The sequence below is a fragment of the Oceanicoccus sp. KOV_DT_Chl genome, assembly GCF_900120175.1.
Taxonomy (GTDB): domain Bacteria; phylum Pseudomonadota; class Gammaproteobacteria; order Pseudomonadales; family Dasaniaceae; genus Oceanicoccus.
This window is the reverse complement of sequence record NZ_FQLF01000005.1, coordinates 342,301-359,258: the sequence shown is the minus strand read 5'-3', so window position 1 is coordinate 359,258 and position 16,958 is coordinate 342,301. Positions and strand designations below refer to the sequence as shown.

Sequence of the window (16,958 nt, the reverse complement as noted above, 5' to 3'; positions counted from 1 at the left end):
GGGTTGAGGAGAAAATATTAGTAAGGAATTAAGGACAATTATTCATTCACAATAGACCAAAAAACATCGATAGCAGAAGAGGTGCTATTGTAAATCTCTACTGATATATCAGGTTTTATTTTATAGCGGGCCGTAATTGATGACAGCTGATCAAACAGGGATACACCATAGGTCAGGTAGAGATCTGGCGAAATATATCCGCTGAACTGTGCTTCCTCGCCGTTACGGCCCATGTCGGTGGTCATTTGAAAATCTTCTATACCCAGTGCATTGGCTATATCGCCAGCTCTTTTGTTGCTCTGCGCTAAACCTAAAGCGATGGCCGTTTGTTGGGCTAAACGACTTTCATCGGTATTGGTATTGCTTGGTCCCTTGCCGGTCAGCAGGTAGTAAAGAATATGCTGTTCTGACATGGCTGGGCTGGAAAATAGCGTCACTATTGGCTCTTTGGCTGAGCCAGTGGCGAGCACGCCAACCCGAACATTATTTTCAGTGTGATTGCGGATGGCGGTAACCAGTAATTCCGGGTTGCTTAGCGGGCCAGTAAAAATCATTCGCCCCTCTTCGATCAACAGGTCCTGTCCATAGGCGCGGTAGCGGCCATCACGCAAATTAACGATGCCGTTGCCAGTGATCAATTGTCCTGGTTTTTGTTTGATGATTAGATCGCCGCTAAGGTTGGTAGTTAGACCAAAGCCGGTAAATTTGACATCGTCACCTAATGTTGTCTCTACGTTTGCGCTTACTGCCATGCCGCCAGAATCCAGTGTTTGATCATCGATGATGGTGTCATCCGACACGGTAACGGCATTTTTGGGAAGTTTGCTTATTTCAATCCTGGCTTTTGGGATGTTGAGTTTACCGCCAATATCGATCTGGCCCGGAGCGGCGGTTATTTGAATGTCGGAAACCACATTAAGGTAGGAACGTGGAAGTGGTTCTATCCGGATGGCGGTGGTGCTGACGTCGACATTTGCTAGCCAGTCAGTATTGGTCCATTCTCCCTTGCCATTAAAATTTGCATGTCCCTCACCAATAGCTGCTTGACCATTAAAAAGTACTTGCTGCTTATTGAAGTTAAAAGTGCTATTGCCATTGCTAATGTCAATGGGGAGGTCTCGACTGCGGAGGTAAAAATCTGAAAGCGCTAATTGGCCGTCAATGACGACATTGTTATCGGCTAGCATTAGGTTCAGGTTGCTGGAGACTTCTCCGGTTAATTGATTCACATTGGGGAATAAAGATTGCAGAGGTTGTAGTGTGAAGTTTTTAAGTATTATTTTTCCGTTCCATATTTGTTGTTGATAATCAATATTGCCGTTGATATTACCCAGGTATTTTGAAGTCAAACTAAGCTCGGAGCGAACCCCTTGCTTGTCAATCGTCAGTGCGGAATTAAAATCTTCAACGGGAATTTTTAGTTTAGATGTTTCATCAAGGTCGATAGAGATTAGTAAGTTTTTGGCTTTGACGTCTGCAATGGCCTGCCAGTTCCTTTGGTTTTTATCGCTTACAGTAATTGAATTTTCTGCGAGTACGGCGTTAAAGCCCCATTCACCTTGCAGCTGATATGCGCTGGGTGTAAATCGCATTAGCCAGCTGAATGGTAGTCGTGTGCCAGCTAAGTGAATTGCAGTGGGTGCAGGATTAGTTGTTGCGTGAGCTGCTGAAGGCTGCCACTGGATAGGTTTCTGCAGACAAACGGCTGATGCATTGTTGCGCAGACAAAAACTATCAATGTGTAATGGCTCGCCAGGTTGCCAGTTAGCACTCAAAGGCTTCTTATTGGACCAGTTTGACCAAACAGCTTCCCGTTGGGTGGTATTTAGATCAGCTGTTGCAATGGTAGTTGCTGAAACTGGCGAAGAAACCAGTTTTTCGTTAACCGCCAATCGAAGTTTTTTACAGGGGTTGTCAACGGCTAAGGTCTCCAGATTAACATGCAGGGCACACTGCAGTGTGGAGTTCCAGAGATCAGCTTGCTGTAAATTGAGAATATAATTTACGTCCAGGTGTTGAGAAAGTGTCCATGGGCTATAGTGGTTGGTAACGGCGCTTTGGCGGCGTTGGGTGGCATCAACGCTTAGTTGAAAGTCGAGTGTTTCTTCTTGTCCGGTAAGTTTGGCACCACTAATTTTTAGTTCAATTTTACTTTTCTCCCACGCTAATTTACGCAGCGAAACGCTACTGCTGATGGTTTTAGCATGAAGGTTTTGATAGCGAATATCTTCGGCTTTTAGGCTGGCGTTGAGCGAAGGTTTTTCCAGAGTGCCAAGTAAGCTGCCGCTGGCAGATAAACGCCCACTGATATCGGGCATGAAATGTTCAATGTGAGCGATATTGGCAGACCACTGCGCTGTGCCATTGGGGAAGTCGCCGTTGATAGTGAAACGGTTGCCATCGTTCATTAGCCCCCAGTGCTTAAATTGCAGCTGTTGGTTGGGCGTTAAGGTTATCGTGCCACTGGAGTTTAATGCCGTGTCCATAAAGTCACCATTAAGCTCGTTAAGTGTAACAGTGAGTGCAGGGGCCGTGAGTAGACTCTTTATTTGTAATGCGGCTTTGATGTTGAGCTTGCCTTGATATTGCGGATTGATTAAGGCGGGATTCACATTGCTAGCGGTAACCGATAATTCGCTGTCGCTGTGACTATCAAAATAGAGTTGCCCGCTGGCGACGACTTGGCCATTGTCACTGGTGATTTCGGCCTGTCGAATCGCGAGCGATTGGTAATCTGTGCTAGCAGCGAGTTGCAATGATGAAGAGCCGATAGCAAAAGGCAGTGTCGATTGGCTGTTTAATGAAAGTGTTAATTGGTTCAGATCCCCCTGCAGCTTTAATACAGCTTGTTTGATTGCAATGTTTTCATCGTTGGCGATAACGGTGAGCGGTGCTTCAATACCGATGTTGGCGGAAAAAGGTACATTTGCTATCAGTGGCTGAATTTCACCATTGCCGCTAATCTCGATTAGCCCCTGGGTTGAAAATTGTGCGCGCAGCTGACGCAGCGAGCCGCTTAATTTTGCAGTGACTTCATCAATGGTTTTTACCGTGGTTGAATTTTTCTTGGCAATATTTGCTGAAAAGTCTGGTAGCTGTTGTGGTTTGTGATTGGCCGTTACTTTAATTGCGTAGTCTTTGCTGAGGTTTATCGAACCCTTAAGTCTTAATGTCTCTCCCCATAGGGTGGCAATCAAGGGTGAAAATGACAACTTTGACTGGTGCCATAAAAACTTTTTTGCCCTTATATTTTCTGCCGAAAATAATATGCTGGCTACTTCTGTGGATGAGCCAGTCGTATTACTGCTAATGATTAAGCGATTAATGTTTATTTTGCTGACCGCAATATCAAACGGCAGGGAGACAGTCGGTAAGGCTACAGGTTGATCATCGGTACTGTTTTCGTCGGCAGATAATTCTATACCAATATTATTAGTAGTAATGTCTTTAGCACAAATATTAAGGCTGATTAAACAGAGTGGTGTGAGTTGAATGTTGGTGTCAGTAAGGGTGACCTTAACGCCTTCTTGTTGCCAGCTAATGAGGGCAAAGTGGCTGTCACCAAATAAGTTTCCAGTTGCTGTGGTCAGGCTTAAGCGGGGTTCAAACGATGTCGCATAGTGCGCTACTTTATTTAAGCCGGCTTCTGTGTAAACCAGCCAATAACTAGTGATAAATACCAGTACTGTTAATAGTATGAATAATAACAGGGGGAGTAAAATAAGCCGTTTTAGCCAGATTTTATAGCTGGCACTACTACTATTGTTGTTGGCTGGCATATCACCGGTGCTCATATAGATGGCCCCATGGAAATATGAATTTGGAAGCCGTCGTATTCATCATCATTAATTGGGAAAGCGATATTGAAACTGACCTGGCCAATAGGTGAAAACCAGCGCGCACCAATGCCTGCGCCCGTGCGAAACGGTTCACTTGAGTGTGTGTATGCCCTGCCGGTATCTATAAACGTTGCAAGCGCCCAGTGTGGGTTAAAACGCCAGCGGTATTCGAGGCTGGCTACGTTTAAACGGTCACCACCAATTAAGTCGCCTTCATTATTTCGTGGCGCCAGTGATTCAAATTCGTAGCCACGTACGGTTTGATCACCCCCGGTAAAAAAGCGCTTTGATGACGGCACTTTATCAAAGTCTTCATTGAGTAATATGCCTACCTCCAGTCGAGTAATCAGAGAGTGATTGTTGCCGACAGGTAGCAGGTACTTAAAGCCGGTAACCGTGCGGAAAAAATTGGTTTCAGAGTATAAATCCTCGGTACTGGTTTGCATATTGAGCCAAAAGCGAAAGCCCTTTTCACCACCGTCGGCAATAGCGCTGTATGACCAACTGGCAGTGGGTAATACATAGGTGGTTTGCTGGCTGGGTTCATCGCCCTGACTATATTGTTCATTTTCTAAATTGACGCCGATAATTTGTTGCCAGCGACCAAGCGAGGTGTGTAGGTTTAAGCCAGTATTGATACGCAGGCTTTCAGTATCTTCAACGGATTTGTTTTGTACACCAGTACCCCATTCAATGAAGTGCTCGAGTGGGTGGTCCATGGGTATCTGGTAACGCGTAGTGAGCTCCTGTAAGGGTTCAGAAATTTCCAACTCGCTAGCTAAACTATGACCGCTGGCATTCACTAGCGGTTTACTCCAGCGCAATGTGAGTCTTGGGCCAGTGTCAGTGCCAAACCCTGCGCCAATTAATACCTGGTCCTCAGGTGCGTCTTCCAGTGTCACTACCAGGGTGGCTAGATGGTTGCTGTGGTCAAAAGTTGTTTGTACTTCTACATTTTTAAAGTAGCCGGTATCCAATAACGCTTTATACTGCTTGGCCACTACCGAGCGGCTATACCAATCGTTTACTTTTATTGCTTCAAGGCTGACGAGTAAGGGTTCACTCAATTGACTACCGCTATAGATTATCCCGCTGATTTTATAGCGGCTGCCAGCGTCAATGTTGATCGTTGGCGTTGCAATATTTTCACTTAAATTGATGTGCAGTTCACTGTGTACGAAGCGGGCATTTTGAAAGCCGTGAAAGAGACAAAGGTCAAACAAGCGCTGTTTATAATCGTCGTAAACGGCATGATTAATCGGTTGGCCCTGGGTGAAAGGGGTGTTCGCCAGTAAGTTCTGAATGGCGGGTAGTTGGGCTGCTGTTCCTTGCACATTGATATTCGCAGAACCCCAGTTAACCACAGGGCCGGGCGTGAGGTTAAGATTGAGTATGCTGTCTTTAATTTCGTAATTAAATGTAGAGTGGTAATAGCCCAAGGCATTGGTACTTTTTTTGATCGCTGATTTAATCCGGTTGGCAAAAAAATAACTCTGTAGATCATCCTCCGTGATGCTGCCCACAGTTAATCTAATATTTTCGGCAAGTACGGCATCTGCCCCATTCACCTGTACAGGAATGGTGGTTTCTGCCAGAACGAAAAGGGAGAAAAAGATCAGTAGTAGCGAATGGGATAGCTTATTCAAGAATAGGGAGCCAGCAGTGCCAGTTTCAGTAAACGATGTTTATCTTCAGTGGCTTAAGTGTATAGATTATATGCGCGCTCGTGTACCGTCGGCAGATTTTATTTATACCTGTTGTCGTGTTTATGACCTGTCAGCTGTATAGCTAAGCGAGGGACTGAAACCGCTACTCACGGAAATATGTTTTTAAAATGACAGCTGTAAGGTCTGGTAATAGCCTGAACGGTTTGTTCGATGGAAAAGGCAGGCTATGATTAGGGTAATTAATTTGAAGGAGGGGTTATGCGATTTGTTGTGTTACTGCTTGCTGCATTGTCGGTGTTGCCAAGTTTAGCTGTTGAATTAACCGGTGACTTACAGCAGGGCGGTATGCTGGTTGGGCAGGTGGCGCCAGGAAGTCAGGTAAGTCTGGACGGAACACGGATCAAGGTCAGTGCCGGGGGTGTGTTTGTTTTGGGTTTTGATCGCGATGCCGCCGCTACTGCAGAGTTGAAAGTAACAGAGCCTAGTGGTGAAGTGGCGGTTAAAACACTGCAGATTGAGGCCAGACAATACAAGATCCAGCGTATTGAAGGTATCGCAAAAAAAATTATGAGCCCCAGTGAGTCTGATCTGCTACGTATTCGCCGCGAGGCCGCCGAGGTTCGGCAGGCGCGGGCGCAGGTCTTTGAACGTTTGGATTTTGCCAACGCCTTTCAGTGGCCGCTAACTGGACCAATTAGCGGTGTATTTGGTTCCCAGCGTGTTTATAATGGCGTCCCCAGTCGACCGCACTATGGGGTTGATGTAGCGGCGCCAGTGGGCACTCCTGTTTCCACGCCGGCACCGGGTACCGTGACCTTGGCGCACCCCGATATGTTTTATTCAGGTGGCACCGTCATTATCGATCATGGTCATGGGGTTTCTTCTACCTTGATGCATTTAAGTAAAGTGCTGGTGGAGGTTGGGCAGGAAGTTGTGCCAGGTGATATTGTCGCGGAGGTCGGTGCTGGTGGACGTGCGACCGGGCCGCATTTGGATTGGCGGATGAATTGGTTTAACGCGCGGATAGATCCCCAGTTGTTAGTGAGCGAAATGCCCGTAACAGAAAATAAATAGACAGAGAGTAGTTAAATGATCGACAAAAAGTTATTAAGTATTTTGGTTTGTCCGGTAAGCAAGGCGCCGTTGGTATACGATGAAGAAAAACAGGAATTGGTCTGTAAGGCGAGTGGTTTGGCCTACCCGGTGCGCGAAGGCATTCCGGTGATGTTGGAGAATGAAGCGCGACAGCTGACTGCCGATGAGAAATTAGGTTAGTTTTACCAATAAATTACCGGGGCTGGCTATTCAGTGTTAGCCCCGCTTTCCTATATAATTTCCGCCCTTGGATGTATATAAGAGCAACACAAAACAGATACAGACCTCCTACAGTCCCTAACTGAGTCAATAATGAAAAGTTCTGAAATCCGCGAAGCCTTCTTATCCTATTTTGAACAAAAGGGGCATACCCGAGTCGATAGCAGCCCATTAGTTCCAGGCAATGACCCTACTTTACTGTTTACCAATGCGGGTATGGTGCAGTTTAAGGATGTATTTCTAGGTCAGGACCCGCGTCCCTATACCCGCGCTACGTCTTCCCAGCGCTGTGTGCGCGCTGGTGGTAAGCACAACGATCTGGAAAATGTCGGTTATACCGCTCGTCATCACACCTTCTTTGAAATGTTAGGTAACTTCAGTTTTGGCGATTACTTCAAGCGCGATGCCATAACCTTTGCCTGGGAGTTTTTAACCTCCGCGCAGTGGCTTAACATTCCCGCTGACAAACTGACGGTGACGGTTTACGCCGACGACAACGAAGCTTTTGATATCTGGCAGAATGAAGTGGGAGTGCCCGCTGAGCGTATTATCCGTATTGGCGATAATAAAGGTGCCAAATACGCCTCCGATAATTTTTGGTCGATGGGCGATACCGGTCCCTGTGGTCCCTGTACTGAAATTTTTTATGATCACGGTGCTGATATTTGGGGTGGCCCGCCGGGTTCACCGGAAGAGGATGGCGACCGTTTTATCGAAATCTGGAATAACGTTTTTATGCAGTTTAACCGTGCCGCTGATGGCACGATGACTGAGCTGCCAGCGCCGTCGGTAGACACCGGTATGGGCCTGGAGCGAATTGCTGCGGTGATGCAGCATGTCCATAGCAATTACGAAATTGATTTATTTCAAAACCTGCTCAACGCCGCAGCGAAAGTGTTAGGTGTTAATGACACCAGCAATACCTCTTTACGTGTAATTGCTGACCATATTCGCTCCTGCGCCTTTTTAGTGGTTGATGGGGTGTTGCCTTCCAACGAAGGTCGGGGTTATGTCTTGCGACGGATTATTCGTCGTGCGGTGCGGCACGGTAATAAACTCGGTGCCAGCGATAGCTTTTTCCACAAACTGGTTGCACCTTGGCCAAAGAAATGGGTGAGGCGTACCCGGAGTTGGTGAGCGTACAAAAACAAGTAGAAAAAGTGTTGCTGACTGAAGAACAGCAGTTCGCCAAAACCCTGGATCAGGGAATGCGGATTCTGGAGGCTGATCTTGCCACGTTGCAAGGTACTGAAATTCCCGGCGAAACCATTTTTAAACTCTACGACACTTTTGGCTTCCCCGTTGATTTAACCGGCGATATTGCCCGCGAGCGCGAACTGACTCTGGACGAAGCCGGTTTTGAAAAGGCGATGGATGAACAGCGGCGACGCGCCCGCAATGCCAGCAACTTTAAAATGGATTTGGCTGAAGGTGTGGCCATTGACGGTAGCACAGAATTTGTTGGCTACAACGACCTGAAGACCGAGTGTGAAATTACCGCGCTATTAAAAGACGGTGAGTTAGTGACTAGCTTGGCCGAAGGCGAGCAGGGTGTGGTGGTATTTGCCTCAACGCCGTTCTACGGCGAGTCTGGTGGCCAGGCCGGTGATAGTGGTTTACTGCTGTCCGGTAGTAGTTGTTTTGAAGTGAGCGATACCACCAAAAGCAATGATAACCACCTGCACCACGGAGTATTAACTAAAGGATCGTTAGCTGTTGGCCAAAAATTAACGGCCGAGGTTGATGGTGATATTCGTCAAGCGACGGCGCTTAATCACTCAGCGACTCATATTTTGCATGCCGCCCTAAGAAAAGTGCTAGGTGATCATGTGGGGCAAAAAGGCTCGTTAGTTGATTCACAAAAATTACGTTTTGATTTCTCACACTTTGAAGCAGTAACTGCTGAAGAACTGGCGCAAATTGAAAACATCGTAAATCAACAAATTCGCCAAAACACTGCCGTTGAAACCACAGTAACAGGCATGGATCAGGCTAAAGAGCTGGGTGCCATGATGTTGTTTGGTGAAAAGTACGGCGAAGAAGTGCGGGTGTTAGCGATGGGCGACGGCTTCTCGGTAGAGCTGTGTGGCGGTACTCACGTTAAGCGCACCGGTGATATTGGTTTGATGCGGATTGTGTCGGAGTCGGGAATTGCTTCCGGCGTGCGCCGGATTGAAGCAGTCACTGGTGCGGCAGCACTGGCAGTGATTGAGCAGACTGAGCAGCAGCTGCAAACTATCGCGGCGGTAGTAAAAGGTAATAAAGACAGTGCTGTAGAAAAAGTGGAGCAGTTGCTGGAAGAGAAAAAATCCTTGGAAAAACAATTGGCGCAGCTAAAAGCCAAAATGGCTTCAGCAGCGGGCAGTGATTTAGCCGGGCAGGCACAAGCGGTAAATGGTATCAAAGTTATCGCCAGCCAGCTTGATGGCGCCGATATGAAAACGCTGGATAGCACCGTCGCACAATTGAAAGACAAGCTGGGCTCGTCAGTGGTAATGCTGGCCAGTGTCGATGGCGACAAAATCAATCTGGCCTGTGGTGTCAGCAGTGATTTAACCGCTAAATTACGCGCCGGAGATTTGATGAAACATGTTGCCGCTCAAGTCGGCGGCAAGGGCGGCGGCAAGCCGGATAAAGCCAAAGGCGCCGGCAGCGATGTAGCGGCATTGCCCGCGGCATTAGCGTCGGTAACCGAGTGGGTTGCTGCGGGTTAACGGCGATTAATTCGGCTTTAAATTATTGCCGAATTAGTGTTTAATTGCGCCCCTTTTCGGCCTCTGGTCTTCCTTTGAGCCCTTGGTGGCAAGACAGAAACTAAATACATGAGTTTAATTGTTCAAAAATTCGGTGGTACTTCGGTAGGTACTGTTGCTCGCATCGAAGCGGTGGCGGAGAAAGTCGCTGCTTTCCGGGCTCAGGGGCATGACATAGTCGTTGCGGTGTCTGCGATGAGTGGCGAAACCAATCGCCTGATTGCCTTGGCCAATGAAATTGAGGAGCAGCCCACACCCCGTGAGTTGGATGTGCTGGTATCAACTGGCGAACAAGTCACTATTGCATTATTAAGTATGGCGCTGAATAAGCGCGGCTGTCCAGCTCGCTCATATACCGGGTCGCAAGTTCGTATCCTTACCGATAGCGCACATAATAAAGCCCGTATTAAAGAAATTGATGAAGCCAATATTCGCACTGATTTAAAAGCTGGCCGCGTGGTCGTGGTAGCCGGATTTCAGGGCGCTGATGAGCATGGCAATATCACCACCCTTGGCCGTGGTGGCTCAGATACCACGGCTGTCGCCTTGGCTGCGGCTTTGAAAGCGGATGAATGCCAAATTTATACCGATGTGGATGGCGTCTATACCACTGATCCACGTGTGGTCAGCTGCGCCCGTCGTCTGGATCATATTACCTTTGAAGAAATGTTGGAAATGGCCAGCTTGGGCTCCAAAGTCCTGCAAATTCGCTCTGTAGAATTTGCCGGTAAATACAATGTGCCTCTGCGTGTATTACACAGTTTTCAAGATGGCCCCGGTACACTGATTAGCCTAGAGGAAGATACCAAAATGGAAGCTCCTGCCGTTTCAGGAATAGCCTTTACTCGCGACGAAGCCAAACTCACCATATTGGGCGTGCCCGATCACCCGGGCGTTGCATACCAGGTATTAGGTCCGGTTAGCGAAGCCAATATCGAAGTGGACGTCATTGTACAAAATGTGGGCGCTGACAATACCAACGATATTACATTCACAGTTAGTCGTGGCGATTTGGCCAGAACCGAAGCGATCCTGCGTAACACCGCAGAAAAACTGGGTGCTAGAGAAGTTGTCACCGATGGCAAGATCGCTAAAGTGTCTATTGTGGGTGTCGGCATGCGTTCACATGCCGGTATCGCCAGCATCATGTTTAAAGCGCTGGCTGATGACAATATCAATATCCAGCTAATTACTACGTCAGAGATTAAGATTTCTGTGGTGATTGATGAAAAGTTTTTAGAGTTAGCCGTTCGCAGCCTGCATACTGCGTTTGGTTTGGATGCTGAGACGCCATAAGCGTTGCCGTACTGGCAGTTTAATGAAATCAGCATCGACAAAACCCGATGATCTTCATTTAAGCCTTTGAAAAATCGGCAAATGTGGTATCATGCCGCGCTCATTTGCAGGGCCCAAAACCTTAGTTAATGAATGTAAGTTGCTGGCGATGACCAGTCTAAAAAATATCACAGTTTGTGTGGAGAAGTGGCCGACAAACTGCAAAGCAGTTTACTCACCCTCTTTGAGGGCTCGGCCTAAAGGCCCGCCCTGAATAAAGCGGGCGTTCAAGTGGCAAGCACTTGTGGACAAGGAGCTTGCGACGCAGCCCCGCAGGGGTTTTTAAGCCCTTAGGCTTAAAAAATCAATGGCCGAAGAATTCGTTGAAGAGGGCTCAATGCCCGAAGCGACGAACAAATGGTCGGTACTGGAGGTAGCCAGTTAAAACTACCCAAGTTTGTGTGGAGAAGTGGCCGAGTGGCCGAAGGCGTGCCCCTGCTAAGGGTATATCTGGGAAACTGGATCGAGGGTTCGAATCCCTCCTTCTCCGCCATTATTTTAAAAGCCCTCATTTAAGGACTTTTAAAATAACCTGCGCAGCAGGAGAGAGTGGAACGCGAAACTGGTTCGACAACTTTTACCTTAGGTAAAAGTTGGACGAGGAGCGAGAGCGACGAAGCCCGAAGGGTCGTTACAGCTCCTAGGGTGTAACGATCACAAATGCTCAGTTATAGTTTTGCAGCCTATCCTCCCGTCGTGGGAAGATAGCTACGAGTTAAGTTAAGTGCTTGAAGCTATTGACTAAAGTCGCACCGATCCCTATAGTGCGCACCCTACGCGCTCGTAGCTCAGCTGGATAGAGTACTCGGCTACGAACCGAGCGGTCGAAGGTTCGAATCCTTCCGAGCGCGCCATATTAAAAATCCTGGTTCTTTGAGCCGGGATTTTTTTTGTCTGGTGCTCAGACAATTCGAAGCCCTTGTGTGGCAAGGGGTGTAGCGTGGTGTCTTGCTTTTTGAGGCTCCTATTTTCCTCGTTTTAAGTTGAAAAAGTCGTCGTTCATCCGGTCTTAATTTCAAGCTATCCGTTGCTTCAAAATAACCAGTGCCGGAGTTTTGCCGGACTTACCCTCACAGACCCTATTAGCCGCTTCAATTAACTCCTCTAATTCCGGCGCAGAGTAGTGCGAAGTAATATCCCCGTTTCGATGCCCCAATAGAATTTTCCTCGTCTCTAGTGGAACGCCAGCGGCGCGTAATCGACGTCCAAACGTGTGTTTCAAATCATGTACTCTGGCGGGGATACCTTCCGCCTTGCGTACACGCTTCCACGCACTGTTATTGATGCTGGTTACCGAGTGGCCTTTATAGGTAAACACATACTCAGAGTGCATGCCTCGCAGGCTATTAACAACCGAAGCGGCGACTTTATTCAGTATCACCAATCGATCTTCTCGGTTTTTCACTAACTTGTCAGGAATTAAAAATACCGAGGTATTCAATTCTGGAACCGGTATTTCCCATTCCCAGCGAAGTTGGCAAACCTCTTGTTCTCGGCACCCTGTATTCACCTTAAATAAGCACATTTGGCTTAGGTGGTCGGGTAATTGCCGAAACAATCGGTTTTGTTCATCCCATGACAAGGGGTAAGGCTTGCGAGCATCGGTCAACGGTAGCATCTGGATCAGTGGTGCTGTTTCCAGAAACGTTAAACCATTCTCGTCGCGCCATAAACGTGCGCTTAAATTCAGTACACGGCGGGCAATCGACAGTGCGAGATTAATACTCTTATTCTTCCTGCCAAGCTTTCTTCTGTCATTGATGAACGGTTGCAGGCTTCCCATATGAACCTGCTGGAGCGGCAAGTGGCCGATGTAAGGGTCGAGCTGTTTTAAATACAATGCGCAATTAGCAATCGTTGCTAGATGCATATTTTCTTCAAGGTAGCGCGTTGCTGCCTCTCGAAAAATCCATTGTTTGCGAACCCCATAAACCGTGGCTTGTCGCACCTCCTCAATTCGGCGAGCCAGCATCAGCTGCGCTTTTTCGAGGTCGCCTGTGCCAGTGCTTTCGAAAAGTTTTTGGCCGAGCACTTGTTTCTCAATGTGCCATATGCCGCCGCGTTTTCGTAATCCTGACGTTTGCTTACGTCCCATATCTGTTCTCCTTTAGCAGAAGCGGGACGCCCGTTGCAGGACTTATATTGCTCTACCCAGTCATCCATTTCAAGCCTGTCGAAAGCAATGCCCTGTTTACCGATGGGTATTTGCATCAAGACAGGTCTTACCTCCCGGTTAAAACGGTTTTTGTCCATGCCCAAGTAGCCTGGTGCGTCTCTCAATCGAATTAATCGTGGTTTCATGCTTGTACAAGCTATTCTTGCTCTAATACAAAAGCCGCTGGTATCAATTCAAGGCTTGAAGAAACTTATTGTTTTGGCTCAGGTGTTTATCGTAGAAAGAGGTGGGATATGGAACTGGATAAGCTAGTGCAGTCTTTTGTTTTTAATTAGCGAAAAAATAAAACCATTGTCTCTTGCGTAAGTAAATAAAGCGCTAGTTTATTGAGTTGTATAGTTAGCGATATGTGATCCTGGTGTAAGAACCTTCATTGTAATCAATAAATAGCAAAGAGTGATTCGGCCGAAGGGCTGAATTCAGAAATATATTGTAACAAGTGCGGCTATCAGGGGGCTAAAAGTGAAAACACTAAGGCTGTAAAATGAAGAGGACAAGGTGTTGATTTTGAAAAGATTATTACTGATACTCCGGTAACGAATAATAACCACTAGAGGGATATACGCCCACTTGCGGTTGATAACTGTTAGGTGCTCAGAAAGGATTAATATGACAAGCGCAACGGAATACGAGAATCAAATAGAAAATCTCGGAATTGATGGACTTGAAATGAGTGTATCAACTGCTGCAGAGGCGAAAACTCTATTAGCGCAGTGTCGTGAAAAACAAAAAGAGCTACATCAAATCAAGAAAATGATAAATTTTGAAATTAAAACTATTCGAGCCAATTTTAAAGAATCTATAACAAATGCAGGTGCGGTAACGGGCGGTGTATTTTCTGTTTTTGGCAAGCGTGGAATAGCCGGCAATATAAGAGCTGAAGCTAAACGAGGCATGACTAGACGTCGTGATTCAGCATTGTCGCCGTATGACGATATAAAATTGTATATAGATAATTTAGTTCTCAGCTTAGATTCAGCGAAACTAAAACTTCAAAATTACATCGCAGAAAATAAGGTCGAAAAAAACATTAAGAGTAAACCGTCTAATGAAAGCGGTTTATTTTGTACTGGCTGTGGCTGTAAAGTAGATAAAACGCATAAGTTTTGTTCGCAGTGTGGAGGTTCGCTTTGATCTCCCCGCACCACACAAGTGACTCAATGAACGCTTGGGTTTAGGCAGCTAAAAGTGTGGCTTCGCCACAACGCTGCCCATCAGAAAGGGGTTGTAATACCAATTATGATTATTGATATATTCGGAAAGGTAGTCGAAGTAGTAAAGCGAGACCCTGAGTGGATTGTTTTCTATCGAGGCAATGAGGGGAAGAAGAGGCTTGCCCGCGATATTGTTATTCCTTCAGATGTGGGAGAAGATGATTTGCTAACATATCTCTTCGATATTTATCATGAGGACTCAACTGAGCGAAATCCTGAGGTGAAAACGGTTGGTTAGTTTAAGTGGTATCAGAAAGAAAAAATTGAACAAATGGGTCAATATGACTCCAAAAACCTGCGTATTCTTACGCATATTACTCAGGCTTTACATTGAATAGAGGTATCTTCATGGCTAAGAAAACACCGTCACAACACGTTGTAAAAAGCTCTGATGGATGGGCTGTGAAAAAAGGCGGCTCTACTAGAGCAACTAAAGTCTTCTCAACCCAGAGGGAAGCTGTGGTGCATGGAAGAAACGTAGCTAAAAATCAGAAAGCTGAATTTTACGTTCATGGTAAGGACGGAAAAATTAGGGAGAAAGATAGTTACGGTAGAGATCCTTATCCGCCTAAAGATAAAAAATAAGGCGGAATAATGCAGCGAGAATTTGAAAAGAATGTATTTGTAAATTGCCCGTTTGATAATGATTTTAGGCAGCTTCTACTCGGAGTAGTATTTACAATTATATATTTTGGATACAACCCCAGACTTTCTTTGGAGCGAGCCGATTCTGCAGAAAATAGAATCGATAAGATTACAAACCTCATCAAAGAATCAAAATTTGGAATTCATGACTTGTCGAGGCTTGTTTCCGCTGCCAAAGGGGAAGTGTATCGTATGAACATGCCTTTTGAATTAGGCATAGACTACGGCTGTAAAAAGCTAAAAGGCGGGAAATGGAAAGACAAGAAGATATTGATACTCGAAAAAGAGCGTTATCGATTTCAAAAGGCAATATCTGATTTATCTGGTTGTGATATTAAAAATCATAACGACGAAGTAGATAAAATAATATGCTCTGTCCGAGATTGGTTTATAACTGAAGAGCTAGGGAGAGGTGATAGCGGAAGTATGGTTTGGGATAGGTTTAATGATTTCCAGGCTTATCTTTACGATGAAGTTGTGGAAAAAGATGGGCACAAATCAACTGACGAAGTTCAAGTGTCCGAGGTTATACATCACATGAACGAGTGGTTCGAAACAAAAATATAACAAGGGCCTGCTAGGAACTGCAAACGCTGCGCCCCACATGCAGCCTCAGAGTCAGATGGCTTATCAGCATTGTACTTAACGGTATACCATCACAAGGAACATAAGTAGTGACGCAAATAAAAAACTTTGAAGACTGTATAGCTCAGGCTGGGACAGGAAAAAAACACTTGATGCTGGGTAATGGTTTTAGTGTTTCATTATTTCCCTCAATATTTAATTACAAGCGCCTCGCTGAAAATATTGAATCTGATCGCATCAACTTGCTTTTCAATGCTATAGATACACACGACTTTGAATTTGTTATGAGGCGCTTGTTAGAGGCAGTTGATATTGTGCAGCATTATGACTCGTCTGAGGAAATTACTGATCATATACACGAGGATATAGAGGAACTTAAGAGAACCTTGATACATGTAATATCTAAATCTCATCCTCCTAAACCCTCTGAAATCACAGATCATCAATATGAAAGTTGCCGTAAATTTCTCCTAAACTTTAAAGAAGGTAAAACCTACACATTCAATTACGATCTAATTCTGTATTGGGTCTTAATGCACTTTAACGAAGATAAATTGCTTAAATTACCATGCGATGATGGCTTTCGCTACCCTTACTCTGATGAGTACGTTCCTGAGGAAGAGAGAGATACTTCCTTACACTGGGAAATCGGGCGTGAAAGTGGTCAAAGTACATATTACATCCATGGAGCAATGCATATATTTAGTGACGGTTCAGATATTGAAAAACTGTCTTATGCAAATCTAGGCGTGCCTTTAGCTGAGCAAGTTAAGCAGGCAATAGACCAGGATAGATTCCCAGTTTTTATATCGGAAGGCTCAACTGAACATAAGCTAGCCAGAATTAAAAAAAATGGATACTTATCTCGAACATTCTCCTCCCTGAAAAGTATTACGGGAAATTTATATATATTCGGTCACTCAATTCGAGATGAAGATGATCATGTTTTTGATTTTATAAACCAAAACAATAGAAATCTGAAAATGTTTATTGGTTTATTCGGTGCCTCTTCTGAGCCACACAATCAGGTTATAATTAGTAAGGTCGAGCGATGGCGTAAATCATACCCTTCTAAGATATTTGAATTTTATGACTCATCGTCAGTTGATGTATGGGGAGCCTCATCCAATATTTAATCTGCTATGCAGACACACTTATCACCGTCAAAACGAATTTTTCCCGTTTTTAATAGCGCATCACAAACGGCTTTAAGATTAGCCGTTCTCACATCCGGCAGGTCATCGGCCTTTTCTATTCGTTTGATTGTCGATAGCCCAACCCCGGAAGCTTGGGCTAGCTCCTCAGCCGACCAGCGAAGATAGGCGCGAGCCATGCGAATTTGTGCACCTGTAGCAATTTTCACCATATATCCTATTGGGCTAAAACAGGTGCAAGTATAACTATAAAAATCGATTTACGAGCTAAAAAGG

Annotated in this window: 13 protein-coding genes, 2 tRNA genes and 1 pseudogene; 11 read left to right on the top strand and 5 right to left on the bottom strand. The window is 45.7% G+C overall.

The annotated features are described in order from the left end of the window. Positions 1 to 38 precede the first annotated feature (38 nt). Together UNITIG_RS19005 and UNITIG_RS19000 are read right to left on the bottom strand one after the other, a co-directional pair. The gene (locus UNITIG_RS19005) at positions 39 to 3,794 is read right to left on the bottom strand and encodes a translocation/assembly module TamB domain-containing protein (RefSeq protein ID WP_101759923.1); all 3,756 of its coding nucleotides are present in this window, start codon (positions 3,792 to 3,794) and stop codon (positions 39 to 41) included. Next, positions 3,791 to 5,485, bottom strand: a complete 1,695-nt coding sequence (locus tag UNITIG_RS19000; RefSeq protein WP_101759922.1) for an autotransporter assembly complex family protein — start codon at positions 5,483 to 5,485, stop codon at positions 3,791 to 3,793. Before UNITIG_RS19000 ends, UNITIG_RS19005 begins: the two co-directional genes overlap by 4 nt. Positions 5,486 to 5,764: 279 nt before the next feature. Between UNITIG_RS19000 and UNITIG_RS18995 the strand changes: the two genes are divergently transcribed. From UNITIG_RS18995 to UNITIG_RS18970, 6 genes and pseudogenes are all read left to right on the top strand, one after another. Further along, on the top strand, positions 5,765 to 6,580 hold the full coding sequence (locus UNITIG_RS18995; RefSeq protein ID WP_101759921.1) for a M23 family metallopeptidase: 816 nt from the start codon (positions 5,765 to 5,767) through the stop codon (positions 6,578 to 6,580). A gap of 15 nt (positions 6,581 to 6,595) precedes the next feature. Beyond that, positions 6,596 to 6,781, top strand: coding sequence for a Trm112 family protein (locus UNITIG_RS18990; RefSeq protein WP_101759920.1), 186 nt, complete (start codon positions 6,596 to 6,598; stop codon positions 6,779 to 6,781). A gap of 132 nt (positions 6,782 to 6,913) precedes the next feature. Continuing rightward, a pseudogene (gene alaS / locus UNITIG_RS18985) lies at positions 6,914 to 9,534 on the top strand (alanine--tRNA ligase). 108 nt (positions 9,535 to 9,642) lie between these two features. Then, entirely contained in the window at positions 9,643 to 10,869 is a 1,227-nt protein-coding gene (locus UNITIG_RS18980) for an aspartate kinase (protein WP_101759919.1), read from the top strand. Positions 10,870 to 11,311: 442 nt separating this feature from the next. Next, positions 11,312 to 11,401, top strand: a tRNA-Ser gene (locus tag UNITIG_RS18975). Between the two features lie 284 nt (positions 11,402 to 11,685). Further along, positions 11,686 to 11,762: transfer RNA gene (locus UNITIG_RS18970), tRNA-Arg, on the top strand. A 161-nt stretch (positions 11,763 to 11,923) separates the two neighbouring features. Here UNITIG_RS18970 and UNITIG_RS18965 read toward each other — a convergent pair. Together UNITIG_RS18965 and UNITIG_RS24590 are read right to left on the bottom strand one after the other, a co-directional pair. Next, entirely contained in the window at positions 11,924 to 12,880 is a 957-nt protein-coding gene (locus tag UNITIG_RS18965; protein ID WP_235015507.1) for a tyrosine-type recombinase/integrase, read from the bottom strand. Then, positions 12,880 to 13,161, bottom strand: coding sequence for a hypothetical protein (locus tag UNITIG_RS24590; protein WP_235015506.1), 282 nt, complete (start codon positions 13,159 to 13,161; stop codon positions 12,880 to 12,882). Before UNITIG_RS24590 ends, UNITIG_RS18965 begins: the two co-directional genes overlap by 1 nt. A 532-nt stretch (positions 13,162 to 13,693) precedes the next feature. Here UNITIG_RS24590 and UNITIG_RS18955 point away from each other — a divergent pair. The 5 genes from UNITIG_RS18955 (at position 13,694) to UNITIG_RS18935 (ending at position 16,664) form a co-directional block, all read left to right on the top strand. Beyond that, complete coding sequence (locus tag UNITIG_RS18955; protein WP_101759917.1) at positions 13,694 to 14,218, top strand: hypothetical protein; 525 nt, start codon at positions 13,694 to 13,696, stop codon at positions 14,216 to 14,218. 105 nt (positions 14,219 to 14,323) lie between these two features. Next, positions 14,324 to 14,536 carry a hypothetical protein gene (locus UNITIG_RS18950; protein ID WP_145999237.1) on the top strand — a complete coding sequence of 71 codons (213 nt, stop codon included), beginning with the start codon at positions 14,324 to 14,326 and terminating at the stop codon, positions 14,534 to 14,536. 110 nt (positions 14,537 to 14,646) lie between these two features. Further along, complete coding sequence (locus tag UNITIG_RS18945) at positions 14,647 to 14,883, top strand: DUF2188 domain-containing protein (RefSeq protein WP_101759915.1); 237 nt, start codon at positions 14,647 to 14,649, stop codon at positions 14,881 to 14,883. A 9-nt stretch (positions 14,884 to 14,892) separates the two neighbouring features. Next, positions 14,893 to 15,510 (top strand): hypothetical protein, encoded by a 618-nt coding sequence (locus tag UNITIG_RS18940; RefSeq protein WP_200821382.1) that lies wholly within the window; start codon positions 14,893 to 14,895, stop codon positions 15,508 to 15,510. A 107-nt stretch (positions 15,511 to 15,617) separates the two neighbouring features. Beyond that, a complete protein-coding gene (locus UNITIG_RS18935) occupies positions 15,618 to 16,664 on the top strand; it encodes a DUF4917 family protein (RefSeq protein ID WP_101759913.1) in 1,047 nt (348 codons plus the stop codon). On the opposite strand, the gene UNITIG_RS18930 is transcribed toward UNITIG_RS18935, so the two are convergent. Further along, the gene (locus UNITIG_RS18930) at positions 16,661 to 16,891 is read right to left on the bottom strand and encodes a helix-turn-helix transcriptional regulator (RefSeq protein WP_159931218.1); all 231 of its coding nucleotides are present in this window, start codon (positions 16,889 to 16,891) and stop codon (positions 16,661 to 16,663) included. The two genes, UNITIG_RS18935 and UNITIG_RS18930, sit on opposite strands and share 4 nt — an antisense overlap. Positions 16,892 to 16,958: the final 67 nt, after the last annotated feature.